The 18,416-nt window shown below is 44.5% G+C and carries 13 protein-coding genes; 6 read left to right on the plus strand and 7 right to left on the minus strand.

The features are described from left to right. A partial coding sequence (locus ACTHMC_RS05880; RefSeq protein WP_440411679.1) for a hypothetical protein occupies positions 1 to 268 on the plus strand: 268 nt, incomplete at its 5' end. A 21-nt stretch (positions 269 to 289) separates the two neighbouring features. Here the strand turns inward: ACTHMC_RS05880 and ACTHMC_RS05885 are convergent. Both ACTHMC_RS05885 and ACTHMC_RS05890 read right to left on the minus strand, forming a co-directional pair. After that, a complete protein-coding gene (locus ACTHMC_RS05885) occupies positions 290 to 1,777 on the minus strand; it encodes an ATP-binding protein (RefSeq protein WP_440411681.1) in 1,488 nt (495 codons plus the stop codon). Further along, a complete protein-coding gene (locus ACTHMC_RS05890; protein ID WP_440411683.1) occupies positions 1,774 to 2,478 on the minus strand; it encodes a response regulator transcription factor in 705 nt (234 codons plus the stop codon). The genes ACTHMC_RS05885 and ACTHMC_RS05890 overlap by 4 nt, the downstream gene beginning before the upstream one ends. A gap of 132 nt (positions 2,479 to 2,610) precedes the next feature. Here ACTHMC_RS05890 and ACTHMC_RS05895 point away from each other — a divergent pair, with 132 nt between their 5' ends. The 4 genes from ACTHMC_RS05895 to ACTHMC_RS05910 all read left to right on the plus strand — a co-directional run bounded on the left by ACTHMC_RS05895 (position 2,611) and on the right by ACTHMC_RS05910 (position 9,636). Then, positions 2,611 to 3,900, plus strand: a complete 1,290-nt coding sequence (locus ACTHMC_RS05895) for a spondin domain-containing protein (RefSeq protein WP_440411685.1) — start codon at positions 2,611 to 2,613, stop codon at positions 3,898 to 3,900. A 47-nt stretch (positions 3,901 to 3,947) separates the two neighbouring features. Next, positions 3,948 to 4,631 (plus strand): peroxiredoxin family protein, encoded by a 684-nt coding sequence (locus ACTHMC_RS05900; RefSeq protein WP_440411687.1) that lies wholly within the window; start codon positions 3,948 to 3,950, stop codon positions 4,629 to 4,631. A gap of 390 nt (positions 4,632 to 5,021) precedes the next feature. After that, the gene (locus ACTHMC_RS05905) at positions 5,022 to 8,336 is read left to right on the plus strand and encodes a hypothetical protein (protein WP_440411689.1); all 3,315 of its coding nucleotides are present in this window, start codon (positions 5,022 to 5,024) and stop codon (positions 8,334 to 8,336) included. 52 nt (positions 8,337 to 8,388) lie between these two features. Beyond that, the gene (locus ACTHMC_RS05910) at positions 8,389 to 9,636 is read left to right on the plus strand and encodes an Ig-like domain-containing protein (protein ID WP_440411691.1); all 1,248 of its coding nucleotides are present in this window, start codon (positions 8,389 to 8,391) and stop codon (positions 9,634 to 9,636) included. A gap of 168 nt (positions 9,637 to 9,804) precedes the next feature. On the opposite strand, the gene ACTHMC_RS05915 is transcribed toward ACTHMC_RS05910, so the two are convergent. Beyond that, the gene (locus ACTHMC_RS05915; RefSeq protein WP_440411693.1) at positions 9,805 to 12,807 is read right to left on the minus strand and encodes a T9SS type A sorting domain-containing protein; all 3,003 of its coding nucleotides are present in this window, start codon (positions 12,805 to 12,807) and stop codon (positions 9,805 to 9,807) included. Between the two features lie 666 nt (positions 12,808 to 13,473). Beyond that, positions 13,474 to 14,619, minus strand: coding sequence for an amine oxidase (locus tag ACTHMC_RS05920; protein WP_440411695.1), 1,146 nt, complete (start codon positions 14,617 to 14,619; stop codon positions 13,474 to 13,476). Between the two features lie 63 nt (positions 14,620 to 14,682). On the opposite strand from ACTHMC_RS05920, the gene ACTHMC_RS05925 reads away from it, so the two are divergent. Then, positions 14,683 to 14,865, plus strand: a complete 183-nt coding sequence (locus ACTHMC_RS05925) for a hypothetical protein (protein ID WP_440411696.1) — start codon at positions 14,683 to 14,685, stop codon at positions 14,863 to 14,865. 7 nt (positions 14,866 to 14,872) lie between these two features. Here ACTHMC_RS05925 and ACTHMC_RS05930 read toward each other — a convergent pair whose 3' ends face one another. From ACTHMC_RS05930 to ACTHMC_RS05940, 3 genes are read right to left on the minus strand one after another with little or no spacing between them, the layout of a single operon-like run. Next, on the minus strand, positions 14,873 to 16,081 hold the full coding sequence (locus ACTHMC_RS05930) for a family 1 glycosylhydrolase (RefSeq protein WP_440411698.1): 1,209 nt from the start codon (positions 16,079 to 16,081) through the stop codon (positions 14,873 to 14,875). 21 nt (positions 16,082 to 16,102) lie between these two features. After that, positions 16,103 to 17,257 carry a UDP-galactopyranose mutase gene (gene glf, locus ACTHMC_RS05935; protein ID WP_440411700.1) on the minus strand — a complete coding sequence of 385 codons (1,155 nt, stop codon included), beginning with the start codon at positions 17,255 to 17,257 and terminating at the stop codon, positions 16,103 to 16,105. Then, positions 17,250 to 18,395 carry a glycosyltransferase family 1 protein gene (locus tag ACTHMC_RS05940; protein WP_440411702.1) on the minus strand — a complete coding sequence of 382 codons (1,146 nt, stop codon included), beginning with the start codon at positions 18,393 to 18,395 and terminating at the stop codon, positions 17,250 to 17,252. Before ACTHMC_RS05940 ends, glf begins: the two co-directional genes overlap by 8 nt. Positions 18,396 to 18,416: the final 21 nt, after the last annotated feature.

Consider the following 18,416-nt stretch of genomic DNA (forward strand, 5'->3'; position numbering starts at 1 on the left):
CCTGCCCGGATACCAGTATAAAAAGCATTTCAGGAAGATACAGCGGAAAATAAACAAGCCTGTAAAGTATATTGGAAATAAATCCGCAACTGCTGAATTGTACCTGCACATGGCAAGGATGATCAGTGAGAAGAAAAAAAACAGTTACCTGGCTCCTTTCCTGGAAAAGACAATGCAACAGTATGTCAGCAAAACAGAAAAGTTATTGCCGGGTATTGAGGATGATCTGGCAGCGGATCTGCGGAAGCAGTTGAAGCAGATCGGGTGAAAATGAGGTGATACGCCAGGATCAAACTGGTCTGATGGTCACCGGCATCACAAAATAGAAAGCTGTTCCTCTGCCAAGATTACTGTTCACTTCGATCCTGATCTGATGAAGTTCCAGGATCTTTTTGACGATCGCCAGCCCGATCCCCATGCCTTTTGAAGTGGCTGCCATATTATCAATTTGTTTATAGCGCTCAAAAACATAGGGCTGGTCCTCCGGGGCGATCCCTTTCCCTGTGTCGATCACCTGTACCCTGATGCCGGCATGTTCTACCGAAAGTTTAACGATAATGGAACCTCCATCCGGAGTAAATGTAAAAGCATTGTCAAGCAAATTCTGAAATACCCTTTCTGTGAGCGCCAGGTCTGCAAATACGGATGGCAGGTTGCCGGGCGCATCCAGCTGCAAATGGATATTCCTTTGTTTGGCCTTCAATTGATAAGACACCAGGATGTCTGACACCAGCTCATTGATCAGGAAGGGTTCTTTTTGTGGCATTACCAGGTTGGCTTCCAGTTTGGCGTGCTGGAAAAGTTCTTCCACCAGGCGGGAAAGTTTTGCTGAGTTGTCGTGTATGATCTGCAGGTACTTGTTCCGGTCCTGGTATTGCAGCTCATCCCTTTTCATCATCAGGGTTTCTACATAGCCCTGCATGATGGAGAGCGGCGTTCGCAGGTCATGGGATACATTGGCGATGAGTTCCTGCCGGAATTTATCAGTGGCCATGATCTTATCAAAATTGTCCACTATCACATCTGCCATTTCATTGAAAGTGGCGGAGAGCATGCCGAGGTTACCCTTGCCCTGTTCTTCGATACGTGCGCTGTAATCGCCTTCTTTGAAACGTTTCACTACTCCGGCTACTTTCCGGATACTGGTGGTGATAAGGAAATAGGTGAGTATCCCTACAATGGCGGCCACCGCAAGGGCAACAAGGAGGATATACAGGAGGAGGCGGGAATACAAATGGGTATTCAGTGTGCTCAGGATCTCTCTTTGTTTTTCACTGGCCAGCACTGTATACATATATCCCGCGAGTGATCCGTTTTCATAAATGGGGGCAGCAGAAAATATGCTGGGCTCACCCGGTAGTTTGGGATTATCGCCCATGGGCCGTTCTCCTGCTTTTACGGCCAGCCAGTTCTTTACATTTTCAATATTCACCTTACGTAACTGTACCGTAGTATCCGGAACAACAAAATCGGTGATATTACCGGAGGTATCAAGCAGGTACACTTCCACGCTGGGGTTGGCCACCATGGTGGAGTGAATGATATCGTGGGTAACACTGGTATCCGGTTTCCCGTTCCTGATAGGTTGTGTAAAAGATGCGAGGTGTTTGGCGATATCTCCATACAATTCCTGATGCGCCGCCGTATAATAGGATTTTGAAAGTTGCGGAACTACCATCGCGAAACCAATACCCAGTACTATAAGCACCGTAGTGAAGATGGCTGCTATCTTCCAGAACAGCATATTGCCCTGCATCTTTTTGCGTGTACTTGTCATAATTCTTCATTGAACCTGTAGCCTATGCCCCAGGTGGTCAGTATAAATTTCGGGTTGGCCACATCGGTTTCTATCTTCCCGCGAAGGCGGTTGATATGACTGTTCACTGTATGTTCATATCCTTCAAAATCATATCCCCATACCAGGTTGAGCAATCTCTTCCTGCTATAGCTGGTGCCAGGACTGGATGCCAGCAGGGCAAGCAGTTCAAACTCGCGGGGTGAGAGATCTATCCGGCTGTTGTTCAGGGTTACTTTTCTTTTTTCAAGATCTATTTCAAGACCGGCATAATTGTACTTTGTACTTACACCTGATGTTTGTGTTTCTGATTTCCTGTCTTCATTCCTTCTGAAGATCACTTTTACGCGTGCGATGAATTCCCGGATCCCGAATGGTTTGGTCAGGTAGTCATCGGCGCCGATCTCCAGGCCCAGCACTTTGTCAATTTCTTCGGACCTGGCGGTGAGCATGAGAATGGGGGTCCGGAGATCCGTCTGCCTGATCTTTCTGCATACTTCCATACCACTGATGCCCGGCAGCATAATGTCCAGGATCACCAGGTCAAAAGATGATCCGGAGAAGGAGGTCAGTCCATCGGATCCATTTGATGCCGTAATAAGCGTGCAGCCGAGGTCCAGCAGGTGGATGCTCAGCAGTTCAACGATATCCGGGTCATCTTCGATGATCAGTACTTTTTGCATGATGATGGGCCTTGAGTACTACAAAAATGGATAAAAAATCAGTGCAGAAAGTGGCTGTGATACTTTTGTTATAATTCTGCAACGGCTTTGGGATATGCTAGTACGTCCTTTGATGGATTAAAACCCAGCAAAATGAATAACAATATGTTTAAGATCCTGGCAATGGTTCCTGCTTTCCTCTCACTGGCAGCCTGCCATAAGGATGATGATTCAATGATGGTACAGCAATCCACCATCACAATTGAAAATGTACTGAACAGCCGTCCCCTGGTAGAATCGGGTACTTTCAAAGGCGCTGGTATGCCACCCGTGATTTTTCCAGGTCAATCAGTTTCATTTTCCTTTTATGCAGCCAAAAAACAACGCCTGACCTTTGCCACCATGTATGGTTGGAGCAATGATCTGTTCTTTGCTCCGGCCAATCCCGGTATTGCTTTATACCAGGAAGATGGCACGCCTGTTACCGGAGATGTATCCGACAATATCAGGCTCTGGGATAATGGAACCCGTGTGAATCAGGCCCCCGGCGCAGCGGTGATGCATCCTGGCACTGCTGAAGCCACGCCCCGGAATATAAAGGAAGTGAACGGGATGGATGATTATGGGAATAATTATCTCCAGGCTTCCAAACTGATGAAACTGTCATTGTCTTATGATGGAAATTCAAAATTCACGGTCACCATCATGAACAATTCCGGAGGTACGGCCAATGAAACGCCTTTCAGCCCTGGCGTATGGGCCATCTCCTACATTGCGGGCGACAACCTCTTGTTCCCGGAGCCGCTGTTTACTGCTGGTAAACCTTCGGCCAATGGCCTGACCAATATTGCAGAAGCAGGGGATAATACCGTATTGAGCAATTTCCTGAGTATGAATACAGGCATATTCACACCTTTGTCTCCGGTATTGGTGGTAGTGTACAATGGGAAAGACAATCCGTTATTCAGGGAAGGGGAGAAAGACAGGGGAGAAGGCTTGAAGGAGCTTGCCCAGAAAGGCAATGCGGATGTGCTGGCAGCGATGCTCAAAACAAAAGCAGGGGTGAAAGAAGTGTATGTTCTGAAAGAACCAACGTCAACAGTGCTGTTGCCCATGATCAATGGAATGGCCGGGGGCAAGGTGTCACGTCAATTGTCAGTTATGAAAGGTGACAGGATCGCGATAGCTACCATGTATGGCTTTTCAAACGATTGGTTCTTTGCAACCTCCGGTAATGGGCTGGATGCAACTGCCAAAGGCGATCTCTCTTCGTCGATCGGATTATATGATAATGGAACAGCGGTGGACCAGTATCCCGGCGCAGGCATTACCCAGTTCAATCTTACCGGCACTCCATTGCAGGAAAGCAAACCTGTACAGGCTGTGCCCAATCCCAATATGTTTACCACCCTGCCATCCATTATAAAAGTGAGTCTTCAATAAATGCTTAGTTTACATAAAAATTCAGATCAAATTAAACTCAATAGATCATGTTACTGAAACATACGATTCGTAAAAATTATAATGTAAATGTGCTGCCCGCGCTGTTGATGATGTTGATGTTTGTTGTGCTGCAGCGTCCGGCATCAGCACAGACGATGAATACCCAAATGGATCATACAGGTGCTGCGCCATCGAAGCCGGAAGATATCAGTCCTTTGCTGATAGGGGAGAAGATTCCCATGGTGAGCCTGGTTGATCCTGATGGCAAAATGGTAGAGCTTTCCAAAGTTGTAATGGTCAAACCCACGATACTGGTTTTCTATCGTGGCGGATGGTGTCCTTTCTGTAACAGGCAACTGGCGGCGTTACAGGAACTGCAACCGTACCTGTCGTCCTTAGGCTATCAGATCATTGCCATCAGTACAGACAGTCCGGAAAATCTCCGCAGCTCCATCAAAAAATCTGAGCTTGGATACACCCTGTTGTCAGATGCGGACCTGAATGTGACCAAACAATTCGGTCTGGCATTCAAGGCGCCGGAGCGGTATAATGACCTGTTGGTGAAATCTACCGGTGGAAAGGATACAGAAAGTCTTCTCCCGGTACCTTCTGTGTTCCTTGTCAACAAACAGGGAGTGATCAAATTTGAATACATCAATCCTGATTTTAAGGAAAGGATCAGTGCACCATTGTTGAAAGCAGTGGCGGGTACACTTTACAGTGAATTATAACCGGGTAGATTCTGACTTGTCCAGGGCTGACCAAAGGTCAGCCCTGGACGTTTTTGCAGTGCTCCTTCACCCGCAGGCAGGAACTATCGGTACCATCAAAACCGGGTTGAAGAAATTCTGTTGAATAAAGGAGCTGAAGGCCCGATGTTTATCATAAATCAATTTACTAACCGGATCGCATCACCGAGGTGAAAATAATACAATAATTAAATAAAATGCATTAGCAGCTATAAGGGCTTATACTTAATCTTATTTATTGATGAAAAGATTTTAAGAAACTTCCCCGTCTATCTCAATACAATGTCTTTAATTTAGGTTTCGTTATAACCGGCTGTCAATCAGTTTGGTTTATAAACCCTTAAGCCTAAACAATTCACTGCGATGTTTAAAATGTTGAAGGAAACGCTCAGCCTGACATTGATATCTTTTCTCATTTGTGTGGCGGGTTATCCGCAAAACGCTTTACCTAACTTACTACCTCCTTCGCCCATCTCTGAAGAATTTAAGAAGTTCGATGAATTTAAAATGTCTCCGGTAAATGGATTGCCTGACATTTCAATTCCGATTCATGTGATTAAGGTAAACGGAATGGAGATTCCTTTGAATCTATCTTACCACGCTTCGGGGATAAAGTTAAAACAGACTTCGGGAGAAGTAGGCGTTGGGTGGAATCTCAATTCTAATTACCGGATTTCCAGGACCATTTTTGGCCGCCCTGACGAACATTATACGATGCCGTCAGATTATGATTCACTGGGTCAGCCGGCTTATGTCAGGGATCATTACCTGGCACAATTTATCGGGCCGGGCGGCGGCGGACAGATGCCCTATTCTGATACATATTTAGACGGAGAATATGATATTTTTTCTTATGGAAGCCCAACGGCGAGTGGTTTATTTATCATAGGAGACAGAGCGAATAAAGTCATTAAACCATTAGAATTCTCGCTCTCAAAGTTCTCCTATATTAACACACCAGATAGCGGTATTTTATCTGTTTCCTCTGTAGATCCTAATGGGAATATATTTGATTATGGGCGGGATTTCGCTTCCAATTCGAGGGTCTTTGAAAATTCTGCAGGACCGGGCACTGGTTACAAAGCGCCTACTGCATGGCCATTAATGAAGATCAGGACTTCGAGAGGAGGGGATGAAATCAGGTTTAATTATTATACCACTTTAGTTGGATCATTTCAGGGAGAAAATAATTTGTTTGTTGCAAAGGAAGCTGCGAGACTGTCTGAGACTGATTACCATTCTTTCTCGAGTCCTAATTCTGAGGGTTCGCCCTATTCTACTTTTTTTACTTCAAGCATTGTGACAAAATATGAAAAAGTTGAATTCATTCGCCGGCCTGGAACGGCTGAGCTGATAGATACGATTAAGGTGAGGACGGCAGCAGGAAATGTGATAAAATACATAAGTTTCTTTTACAGTGCAGGTGGGAATTTCAGGTTTCTGGATTCAATAAGGATTTATGGAAGCTCTTTGCAGGAAGAACCACAGGTTTATGCTTTTAACTATCGAAATAAATCACAGAATCCAAATCAGTTGATCACAGACAGTTGGGGTTATTGCAAAGGAGGCATACCCGGCAATAATTACCATCAGGAGTTCTGGGATGATCAATTGTATTTCCGGAGTAGTCCATGTGCCGGATGGCCAGCTGTGAACCTGGCCTTGTTAAGGGTGGTAATGACTGATGGAGTATTTAATACAAGAGATGGCTTTGATTTCCAGGACTGTTATTCTCTTCAAAAAATAACTTATCCTACTGGCGGCACTACCGAATATTTTTATGAATCAAATAAATATATAAACCGGTTGAGTGTGCAAACCGAAGGTGGCGGTTTAAGAATTAAACAGATTGTCAAAAAAGACCCGGTTGCCGGAAACTCCCTTATCAGAGATTATGCTTACGGAGAAAACGAAAATGGGTTAGGTAGTCCTATTGTGTTCGGTGGGCTTGGTTTTTGGAATTATAAAGATGTGAATGCAAAATTAGTTTACAGGATTTTGGGATCTGCCTGCGGTCTTATAGACAACTGGACTCCTTTAGTATTAGCTAACGAGTATGTATATTCGCTCTATCCTCAGGGAGATGTTACAAGTTTTATTTCTTTGGCAAGTGGAAATATCAGATATCCCAGCGTAACAGAATATTTCTCCTCTACTGCTATGGGCCTTAAGTCTGGAAAGATAATTTACAAATACGATACGCCGGATGAAGTGCTTGAAACAGGGTTGAATGTTTCAGGATCAGTTGGTTACGTTTACAGTTTTTCACCATGGAATAAACCTTGTTTAAGAGAGCAAATGACTTTTTCCTACGAAAATGGGACCTATACATTAATAAAAAAAGATAGCCTGGAATATTTGATGGCGCCCACCCTGGGATTTCAAGGATTAAAGGTGCAGAATTATGCTTCGGATCAAGATAATGGGGGCTATATAAATGATCCAAATTCGCCAATGGCTTATTATGATGCTGTAAATTCCTGGTTTAAATATGGTACCTATGGAATTTCCACAGGGCTAAGATTGTTAAAAGAAAAGCATTCTTTCGATTATACTCCGCAAGGAAGATTAAAGAATGTGGAAAAGTATGAATACAATGCGCAATACCAATTGCGTTCGCTCACTAAGCTTGAACAGAATGGCGAAGTTGTTGTAGAGGAATCGAAGTATCCGGGCGACTTTCCTGCCTTAACAGGTACTGATCCAATTTCAAAGGGAGTTAAAAATCTGCTTCTGATGAATGCGCTTGACGAAGTGGTTGAACATAGCATATTCAAGCAGGCCGTTAATGGAACAAACAAGCGACTGCTCTCTTCCACTTTCAAATCTTTCTATAATGACAACCCGTACCTGAAGGCTATACATAATTTTAATAAGGTTGGTACAATCACAGATTTTACCGGGGCCTCTGTGCAATCTGGCGCAGTAGTAATTGACAATCGATATAAGACAGAACTCCTTTTCGATAAATACAATTCCAGTGGGAAAATTTTGCAAATGCATAAGCAACATGATTATTTGCGGTCGTATAAATGGTCGGCTGAAAACCTGTATCCTGTTGCGGAAATTCTGAATGCTGCAGAGAGCCAGGTCTTTTTCAGTAATATGGAAGAGAAAACCGGTTGGGGGATAGCAGCCGGTATCAGCTATGATCAAACAAAATCCCACACTGGCCGGGTTTCCATGAAAATCATAAATTCGTCAGGAACAAAAATTTCTTCGCATGCAAACATTTGGTTATCCGATCCCTCTGCAAATGAACGGAAATACAGGTATTCTGGTTGGGTTTATAGCGAAGGGCCAACGGCTGAGATATGGCTACTTATGAAGTCTGCGGGTGAAGCAGGTTATTATACGCTGGTAGATAATATTCCAATACAAACCACGGGAAAATGGACATATGTTCAGAAAGAAATAGTAGTGCCCGCTAACATTTCCTTGTTGAATATCAGGATTGACAATAATGGAGGTGGAGCAGTGTGGTTCGATGATATTCGATTGCATCCGGCTAACGCAACTATGTCTACTTACACATATGAACCATTGATAGGTGCTACCAGTATTTCCGATGTGAACAGTAAACCCACTTATTACGAATATGATTCTTTTGGCAGATTGAGTTTGATCCTGGACGAAAATAAAAATATCCTTAAGAAGGTAAGTTATAAATTTAATTCACCGCTCTGAAGTTCAGTCATATACATTTCTCCTGATTTATGTTTAACCCCCTATTCTTATTATGCTTTATTCCAAATTACATTTCTTACGAATTCTTATTCTTGGTACTTTCATTCTGTGCATTCCAGACCTGGTAAAATCCCAGACATGCGGCACTACCAACATTGCATTAGGCAAACCTGTAACTGTTTCTGCGGAGCAAATGTACCATGTAGGTGCTGATGCTGTAGATGGCAATATTTCGTCCGGATGGTTTGCGCCAGGTGATAATAATTATATTTACGTAGACCTCGGACAATCGTTTACCGTTTGTAAGATAAAGATCATCTGGCAGGCAGACGGACGGGGCAAGAATTACAAAGCGCAGGTATCTACAGATGCCTCAAACTGGACAGATATATTTACCAGGACGAATAATAATCTCAGCATTGACTCTTTTGCAGTTACAGGTACCGGAAGGTATGTGCGGATTCTAATCACGGAGCGTGTAAACAATTGGGCAAGTATTGAAATGTCTGAATTGGAGATTTATAATTCTCTTGCCGGTAATACAAAACCCTCAGTGAGTTTGACTTCTCCATCTAATAATGCCAGTTATTTTGCAGGCGCAAATATCAAATTAACTGCAACTGCCGCCGATTCGGATGGGTCTGTTTCCAAAGTGGAATTCTTTCAGGGAACAGAAAAGATCGGGGAGGCAACAACAGCCCCTTATACTGTGGTATGGTCGAATGTACAGGCTGGAACCTATAGTATCACAGCAAAGGCAATTGATAATTTGAATGCAAGCGAGGTTTCAACGGCAATCAGTGTAACGGTAAATCCTTCCACACGCTGGTCACTCCTGGGTAATCCCGGTACAAATCCTGATTCAGTTTTCCTGGGCACAACAGATAACAAAAGATTGGTGTTCAAGACAAATAACCAGGAAAGGATGACAATACTGGGAGATGGTTATGTAGGCATCGGTATTGCTACAAAGCCTGCTGCTGAAGCTAAACTGGCTGTAAACGGAGCCGTATATGCGAAAAAACTGAAAATTACACAGACTGGTTGGGCGGATTATGTTTTCAATAATGATTATAAGTTGCCATCCCTTAAGGAACTGGAAGCATATATTAAACTCAATAAACACTTACCAGGTGTTCCTACAACAACAGAGGTGCAAAAAAACGGAACAGATGTAGCAGAGATACAGGCTGTGCTGTTAAAAAAGATCGAGGAGCTGACCCTGTACATCATTGAACAAAATAAGAAGCTGGAACAACAGCAGATGCAAATCGAGTTGTTGAATAAAAACAAAAAATAAGCTCTTATAAGTGTCAGTGAACCGTTGTGTTGGTTTTGGGTCTGGGCAGACGTTCGCTGGCAGACAAGTTTTCTGATAAAAGGGGAATTCGCCATGAATTCCCCTTTTTATTTATAAGTCCGCTTTGAAGTATTTCAACTGAACTCCTGTCTGTTTAATTGCTTCTTTTTATTGTTTAACGATTTTGCTGCTGATAATTACTTTACCGGCGCGGATACTCATAATGTATTGGCCTGGCATCACATTATTGACAGGAATGGAGAACGAATTCGCGCCGCGGTATATCGTCCTCTTTTCAGAAAGCAATAAATTTCCATTGACAGTATAGAGCAGCATTTGAATGCTTCCCGTTTCTGCTGCATTCAGAGATACAATGAGCGTACTGGCAACAGGATTAGGGTAAATCTGCATATTGTTTTCAGATGAGCCGGATAAATGAATGATGGAACTGTAATGAGGAGCCAGGTCAAGGTCAACCTGTTTGATCCTGTAAAAGAGGCTGCGGGAACGGTCTGCATCAGTATCAGTGAAACTGTATTTATTAACTGACCCTGGATTATCATTGAAAGCTGCTTTTCCTGCAGGCACAAAGTCTTTTCCGTTATAGCTCCTTTCTATAATATATTCCTTCACATTCCATTCGTCTGCAACTTCCCACCTGATCAGAATATCATTATTCCTTTTTTCACCACCTACGCTAATGAACCTTACCGGAACTGTAATGGCATTCACAGTAACATTGGCCAATGTGAAACTTGCAGGACAGCCTGTAAGTGCATCCGCACTGATTTTTAAAGGGTAGGTCCCAGGTGTATTGAATGCACTGCTCTGCAAACTGAAATTTCCCGTAGTGGTCCTGTATTGTGAAGTGCCATAAGTAGTTCCGTTATTGTCAGACAATGCATACCAGGTGTTGGAAGCAACATTACTTACATTATAGGTAACGGATTGACCTGCCAGTATGGTTGTTGATGATGGTGATATTGTTGGCGTTGCAGGTGATGCGCAGCCTATAATGGTGGAAGTACAACCGGTGCTTTGTGCCGTTCCCGCTGCCTGTGCTGTTGCACTCAGAGACCCGTTATAATACAATGTGTTTGCTGGTACGGAAATATTCCACGAAGTGGCCGACGTTACAGATTGTGAGCCGATCAGGTTTCCATCAAGGTACAAACGGATCGTTCCTGTAAAAGCAGCAGGCAGGGTGCCATTTACCACTGTGCTGGCATCAGTGTAACCACCTGTAATGAGTGGGCAGATTGCGGGGGATAATACGGTGACGGAAGCCGAAGAAGGACTGGTGCATCCATTAGCGGTCTGCCGTGCATAATAGGTGTCATTGGCGGTAAGGGCCGGAACCGTCACGCTCCAACCTCCATTGGTATTAACTGTAACTGCGGCGCCTGTAGCTGTTCCTGAAGGAGAAATCCCTTTGTATAATTGAACGGAGGCCCCAGGATAGGCTGAAACCCCGTTTACTGCAGTAACGCCAGTGAGCAGGTTGCCACCTGTACCTGTAGTGATCACCGGAGGCTCTGTATAGCAACTCACCGTGAACGGACTGGAGACAGTAGTGCAACTGCCGGAGGCCTGTGCAAAGATCTGCAACTTGTTGCCGGCACTCAGACTGAGGCCACTAAAGCTAAAACTGGTTCCGGTAGCTGTTATGGTGGAAAAGTATTCATCGTTGATAAATAATCTGAGCACTTGTCCGGCAGCCGACCCCGTCCCACTGATAACTGTCTGATAGGGATACACAGGAGTGGTAAGATTAAGGGAATTGGAGGCAAGTGCCGCCCATGAGGAAGAGCTGGATCCTGTGATGCAAATAAATGCAGGAGCAGATAAGCAACCGCCGTTATCTGTAATAAACATATAGGTTCCTGTTGCCAGAAGGTTGTTCTGTCCCTGACAGGCATTGCCTGACTGAGGATTTGTGCTGTAATAATTAAAGGTGCGGTTTGATGCATTGTTAGCGTAAACAAGCCCGGTAGTCAGTTGTGTGGCGGTAGGCGAAGCATTAGCAGCAGAAACTAAATAAATATGCACCGTAGCACCCAGGGGAACAGTTCCGGTGATGCCCTTGCTGGAAGCACAGGTAATGGATGGCGCGGTGGGGATACTGGCACAGGCAGCTTTCACACTGGGGGAAGAGAGGCATTGGGATTCTCCGGATGATTGTGCTTTCGCGAAAAATACATCTCCCGGATTGACAGTAGTATTGATTGACCAGCTGCCACCGCTGGTTACCACGGCAGAGCCTGCTGCAATATTGTTTTTGAAAAGTGTTATGTTGGCTGAACCGGGCTTTGATGCATCCAGCCTGGTCCAGGTTCCTGTTACCGCAACAGAAGCTCCGGAACTGATGGGTGAATTTACCACCGGAGGATTGGTACAGTCTGCACCTACGGAAGTAAAAGGGGTAAGAGAAATGGAAGGCTGCGCCTCCACAACTTTTTGCCATGCCGCAGCTACACTGCTGTGCAGTTGATCGTTCACTCCGTAGATGTCGGATCTGGTGCTCTGAAGCGCAGAATTGGGGGATGTGATTGTGGTAACGGCAACCCGTACGGAAGAAGGGCTGCCAATAGCTGTGAAAGGAACAAACCAGTCGTAAAAATAATCCGGGTTATTATTATCAGTTGACAAGGCTACTGAAATCTGTGAGTTTGTATTCAACGGGAAACTTACAGGTGAAGGCGGCGAGCTAACTCCATCGATATTGTAAACCGCAACCTGTGTGTTAGTTTGCAATACCACTTCATATTCAAAGCCAGGATTTCCGGGAGTATTGTTGCCGGGAGCAATAAAATTAGGATCAGCTCCCGGGCCGCTGTTGCCTATTTTCCCGTCAGTGTCAATCAAAAAGCTGTATCCTTTGGATCCGGATACGATATTGCCGATGCGGATCCTGAAATATATATTGGTGGCGTCTTTATAAATATAAGCACCACTTCCATCCAGATATGTTACGATATCTGAAAACCCTGCAACAGGGCCTGTTGCTATATCTCCTGTCAACTCCACTATTGCAACCGGAATTACCTTGAATGGGATTTCGCTTTCGGCAATGTCGTTTGTGGTAAAGCCCGTTCCCGAGGCGGAAGAAAAAGCGTTGCCATCAGGATTCAGCGGTGTGATCGTGCCGCCTGCGGGCGGCCGTACGATCAATCCAGGTGATTGTGATAATAAAGGTTGGCTCACGATTAAGCATAAAAAGATTCCTACAGTCCATTTCAAACTGTTCATGACAATTTTTTTAGGTGAATGAAACCTACCGTTCAGAGAATAGGGAAAAATTTTTGGACTGTTGTGAGCAATTTGAAAGTTGAGTGAACTATGCTCGCATAAGAAGGGAATGCATACAAAATAATCCTAAAAACCGGAATGGTAAAATAATTTTGGGGAGACACACTGACTGGATCCTTGCAGCCAGCTTTTGTTGGGCCGGACTACTGATATATACAAGTGCGCTGCGGGCCTGATTGTGGGGAACGATAGTTTGAAAGAACTATTTAATGAGATTTTTACCAATTGTTGAGGCCAAAAATAAACCAGTTTATGAAAATGAAATTTTATCGGTTATCAATCATCTTAATTATTGCATTAGGTTTTAAATGAAATACTTCCAGTAAGATGATTAATTCGTATAGTGTAATACGTAATAATTACTTTTCCAGCGCGTATCTGGTAATGATTTGCATCGGAGGTGGGTTGTTCACTATTGGAGTGGTTTTTTACCGGTGGGACAAATATCTGTATACACACGCCGTATGGCACGGGTTTGTTCTGGCAGGCGCTATCTGTCATTATGTGGCAGTATTACTTTCGCTTTGATTACAGCATCACTTCCGACTGCACTTTCCGTAAGGCTTGTGCATACGGCTCATATAGAAGGCGGATTGGTGGGTTGTTCCCATCTTGCTTTAGATCCCATAAACCGGAATGGTGCCATTTATTCAGATTGTCCCAGTCTGGTCTGTCAATTACAGGATATATACATACGCCCCAAAGTGGAATGCTCTTTCGCAGGATGGTCTGTACCTGTTCTCCGATAGATAGGATCCACTCGGGACGGTCAATTCCCGGATGGCTTGTTTCACTTAACACCATCGGGAGCTGATAACGTTGCCAGGCGTCTTCAAATAAACTGCTTAAAGGGCGCCAGCGCGGATCAGGCGGGTAATTTGTCCAGGGAAGAAACGTTTCTTCAACTGCAACCCATTGATTGTTGTGATAATAATTGAAACCAAGCATGTCTGCCAGATGAGGACTGCCACCGAGCTCCGGGCATTTTTCTCCTCTCAGCATATCGATCGACTGATACTGCTGTTGGTTCATCAGGGCGGCATTTGCCAGTTGTTCTTCAGTGGGGTTCTCCGGAGCCACTATATTCACTATTGGTTCGGTGGTGAGTATCAGTATACCAGGGTCAACTTCCCGCATGGCGTACACGGCTTCAATGCAGGCACGCATCAGTGCATATTTTACTTCCCACCCCTGTCTTGTACAAAAGGGTACTGTGCCCCGCACATCACCACCAAGCCATGATAGAAAACTTACTTCATTGATAGGCGTCACAATCAAAACAGCATCCGGTTCAATAGAACGGTAGTGCAACACAAAAGCACGGCAAAATGTTGCAAAACGCCTGGCAAACATAGGATGTAACGGAGTGAGGTCATCAGGGAAACCGAAATGGCAGATATCCCATACCTGCTGAATACCAAGCCTTCTTCCCTGGCGGATCATACAGGTTACATTATTCCAGTTGTATTGGTAAGGCTGATGCTCTACCTGGCTCCAGCGCAGGCCTTCCCTGACCGTGCGGATGCTGAATGCAGCCAGATCCCGGTAGTCTGATTCAAGCATGGACAGATGTCCTGTTGCAGATAACAGATCAACGCGATAACCAAATGCATTAACCTGATCCGCACACTCATAACCTGCCATCCAGAAACTTTTAAAAGGATTATTGATCATATTCAAGAATAGATAGTGTAAAAGCTGGCACCGGATTTTAACAGTTTATGATAAATTGAAGCCATGACGTATGTAAGGGTGGAAGCCATATATAATGAAGAGGAAAGTAAGCAGCCTGCGGATATTGCGCCCCGGCCTCCATTGAATGTTATCGTTCCGGATAAAGACAAACGGATGACTCCCCATGATCTTTTTAAATATTTTACCGCTACCATCATTCTTCAGAATGAATCTTTCGTGAGGTGAGTTTTGCTTACCAGTTATGAAATACAAGCCCGTAGCTTTCTTCCGTTATTATATCTTTCCAGTTACTGATCAGTTGCTTATAAGCAGCACCCACCGGCATCTGTTCCCGGTTCAGGTTGTATAATCCCAATTCATTTATATTTCCGTCATCGTTACGTAAAGCAGAATCCCAATCTACCTGGTGGAGCAGGCTATACCAGGTAAACCCGATAATGGGTACACCATCATGTTTCAGGCGGTGTACATTGGCCCATTGCTTCAGCAGCCATTCCTTGCAGGCAGGCATCCGGATATTTGTTTCTGTATGCATGATCGGCAATTTATACCGTTTGTAATACTGGCTGGTAATTACATAATATCCAAAGATCTCTCCCGAGGCCTGTGTTGAGCCATCGGGGTGTACAAGGTGTTCATTGGTGACATAATAATCATTACCCATTACACATCTGGCCTTTACCTGGTTTTGTGTAAACCATTGGTATTCCTTCCTGGTCATCCCGTTTTCCAACAGGTATTCATACATTGTTACATTCAAAGGATAGCCATAGGTCAAATCCAATGAGAGAAACCGTTTCTGATTGAGAAAACGTGCGCGGGCCACTGCTGCAGGATCCGTGGCGTGGAAGTATTCGGCTGACTCGCTCTGGATGAAAGTGGCCTCCGGTTGAATCCTCAAAATGGCCTGCATTGCCAGCACATTGGCTTTAGAGATATTTTTCAGCGCATTTACGAAAGCTGCATCGGATTGCAACCGCTCATTCCACCAGCCATATTGTGCAGAAAACATAGCTGTGATAAAAATCTCGTTGACAGGCGTATATAACTGGAGGGCGGGGAAGCGCCTGGCAAATGACTCGGCATATTCGGCAAACAGATAAGGGAATTCAGGATTTTGAAAGTTGCCCATCCAGTCCGGCACTCCAAAATGACAAAGGTCTACTATAGGAGTTATGTCAAGCTGCTTTAGTCTTTGAAAGGTTGCATCGCTGAAATCCCAGTTGTACATGCCTGGCCCTATATGGGTGCTGTAATATGGCGGGCCATAACGCAGGAACTCGATGCCCATTTCTTTTACCAGTTGAAAATCCAGTTCCCACAATTTATAGTGGTTGGTTTTTTCCATTTCATCCACTCTTTTGGCTGTGCCATCCGGTAGTACAATAGTGGGATAACTATTTTCAATGCCTGTAGTGAACATGAATTTATTTCCTGCCATAGTTGGATATTGAATGGCTCATTAACTACCCTTACCGTTAAAGGAGGGAAGCGGAAGCGAGCTGTCCCCTGCATTTCCGGAAATTTCTTCCTGAGCCATTATCTTCTTGAACAGCGTGAGGGATTGGGCTACTACCTGGTCCATATTGTAGTATTTATAGGTTGCCAACCGCCCTGTGAAATAAACATCCGGCAAGGCACGGGTCAGCAACTGGTATTTACGATACAGCTCTGCGTTTTCAGGGCGCGGTACAGGATAATATGGATCTCCTTCTGCTTTTGGATACTCATACACCACTGAGGTTTTTGTATGTGACTGCCCTGTGAGGTACTTGAATTCCGTGACACGCGTATAAGGATGTTCATTCGGATAATTGATTGTGCCAGTTTGCTGGAACACAGCCATATCGAAGGTATGGAACTGGAATTCGATAGACCGGTATGGGAGCTTGCCATAACAGTAATCGAAATAATAATCCACCGGCCCGGTATAGATCATTTTTTTAAAGGCGATACTGTCTTCAATCTCTTTATAATCGGTATTGGTCATCACCTTTATGTTGGGATGACTCAGCAGTTGCTCGAAAAGTTTTGTATATCCCTGGGCAGGCATTGCCTGGTACGTATCGGTGAAGTACCGGTTATCCCGGTTGTGCCGCACGGGAATGCGGGCGGTTACTGAAGCGTCCAGCTCCGAAGGATCCAGGTCCCATTGTTTTTTAGTATAGCCACGAAAGAATTTTTGATAGAGGTCTTTGCCAACTGTGCTCAGTACAACATCTTCAGATGTTCTGATAGTGGTTATTTCTTCAGCTTTTGATTGCAGGTAGGCTTCCACCTCATTCGTGTTGAGGTGAAGACCATATAATTGATTTAGTGTATTCAGGTTTATGGGGATGGGCACCAACATTCCATCCACGCTGGCCAGTACCCGGTGCTCATAGGGGCGCCATTCGGTGAATTTACCCAGGTAATCGAATACTTCCTTGCTATTGGTATGAAAAATATGCGGCCCGTATTTGTGTACAAGTATACCAGCCGTATCATAATAGTCATAAGTATTACCACCGATATGGTTTCGCTTATCAACTACCAGTACTTTTTTACCGGCACAGGCCAGTCTTTCTGCGATGACCGCTCCGGCAAAGCCGGCTCCCACAATTAAATAATCAAACATTCACTTTTATTTTTTCTGTATTAGTATTCTTTTGCTGTAACAAGGAGTTGATCAATGCCGTCATTTGTTCCCAGGTCTTGTCCCAGGAAGTGCCGGCAAGAAAAAGGTCAACTTCCGTTAGCCAGCGGGTGCGGTCCTTTTGGTGGAACAACGTTTCTGCGCAGGCGATAAATTCTTCTGTAGTGTTTGCAATCTGCACTAATCCAAGGTCTCCATATGGATGAACAACATCCTGGATGCCTGTGGAAATAACAGGCTTTCCACCTGCCAGGTATTCCGGCGTTTTGGTCGGGCTGATAAACCTGGTAGCTTCATTATGCGCAAATGGAAGCATGGCTATATCCCATCCGCTGAGGTATTCCGGCAACTCGGCATACTCTTTACTGCCCAGGTAATGTATGTTTGGAGCCTGGGGAAGTGTAGCCTGATTGATCTTTACTATTGGTCCCAGTAATATGAAATGCCAGTTACGCTGGTATGCTGCCAGGCGCCTGATCAATGAAATATGAAACCGCTCATCTATCACTCCATAGAACCCGATCCGGGGATGGGGAATGAAGAACTGATCGGCTGGCTCTTTCATTGCCATTCTTGCCTTCCGGAAATGTGCATGATCTATACTGCTGGGAAAAGGATGGATATTCTTATGAAGATGTTTTTTGGCTTCGTACAAACTATGTCCTCCGGTGAATACAAGGTCTGCCTGTACCATCAGGGCTTTTTCCTGTTCCTTCAGTGCAATGGGAGCGTAAAGGAAAGCTGATAGCTCATCCATGCAATCATAGATGGTAACAACAGGCTGCAGGTGCTGGCTGAAGGTCATGGCCATTGGAGTGTAATACCAGGAGATGAATTCACTGATCGCCTGTGCCTGTAGAAAATCATCCAGGAGTTGGCGTTGTGTATCGGCAAGATCAGAATCCGGTAATCCTGGTTCTATATGTGGCTGAATGATCCAGAGTTTGAGCTCAGGATCTTTGGTAATATTATAGCCGCTTTCACCCGGTTCGGCATCAAAGAAGGCATCTTCAATAAAATATACCCGGCCCTGCCGCGCAAATCTGCTGAGCAGGTGTTGTGGTCTTTGATAAACAAAATTCCATCTCAGGTGACTAAAACATATTAAATCCGGGTACATTTAAACGAAATTAAAAGTGAG

The sequence above is a fragment of the Pseudobacter sp. genome (genome assembly GCF_051955275.1).
Lineage (GTDB): Bacteria > Bacteroidota > Bacteroidia > Chitinophagales > Chitinophagaceae > Pseudobacter.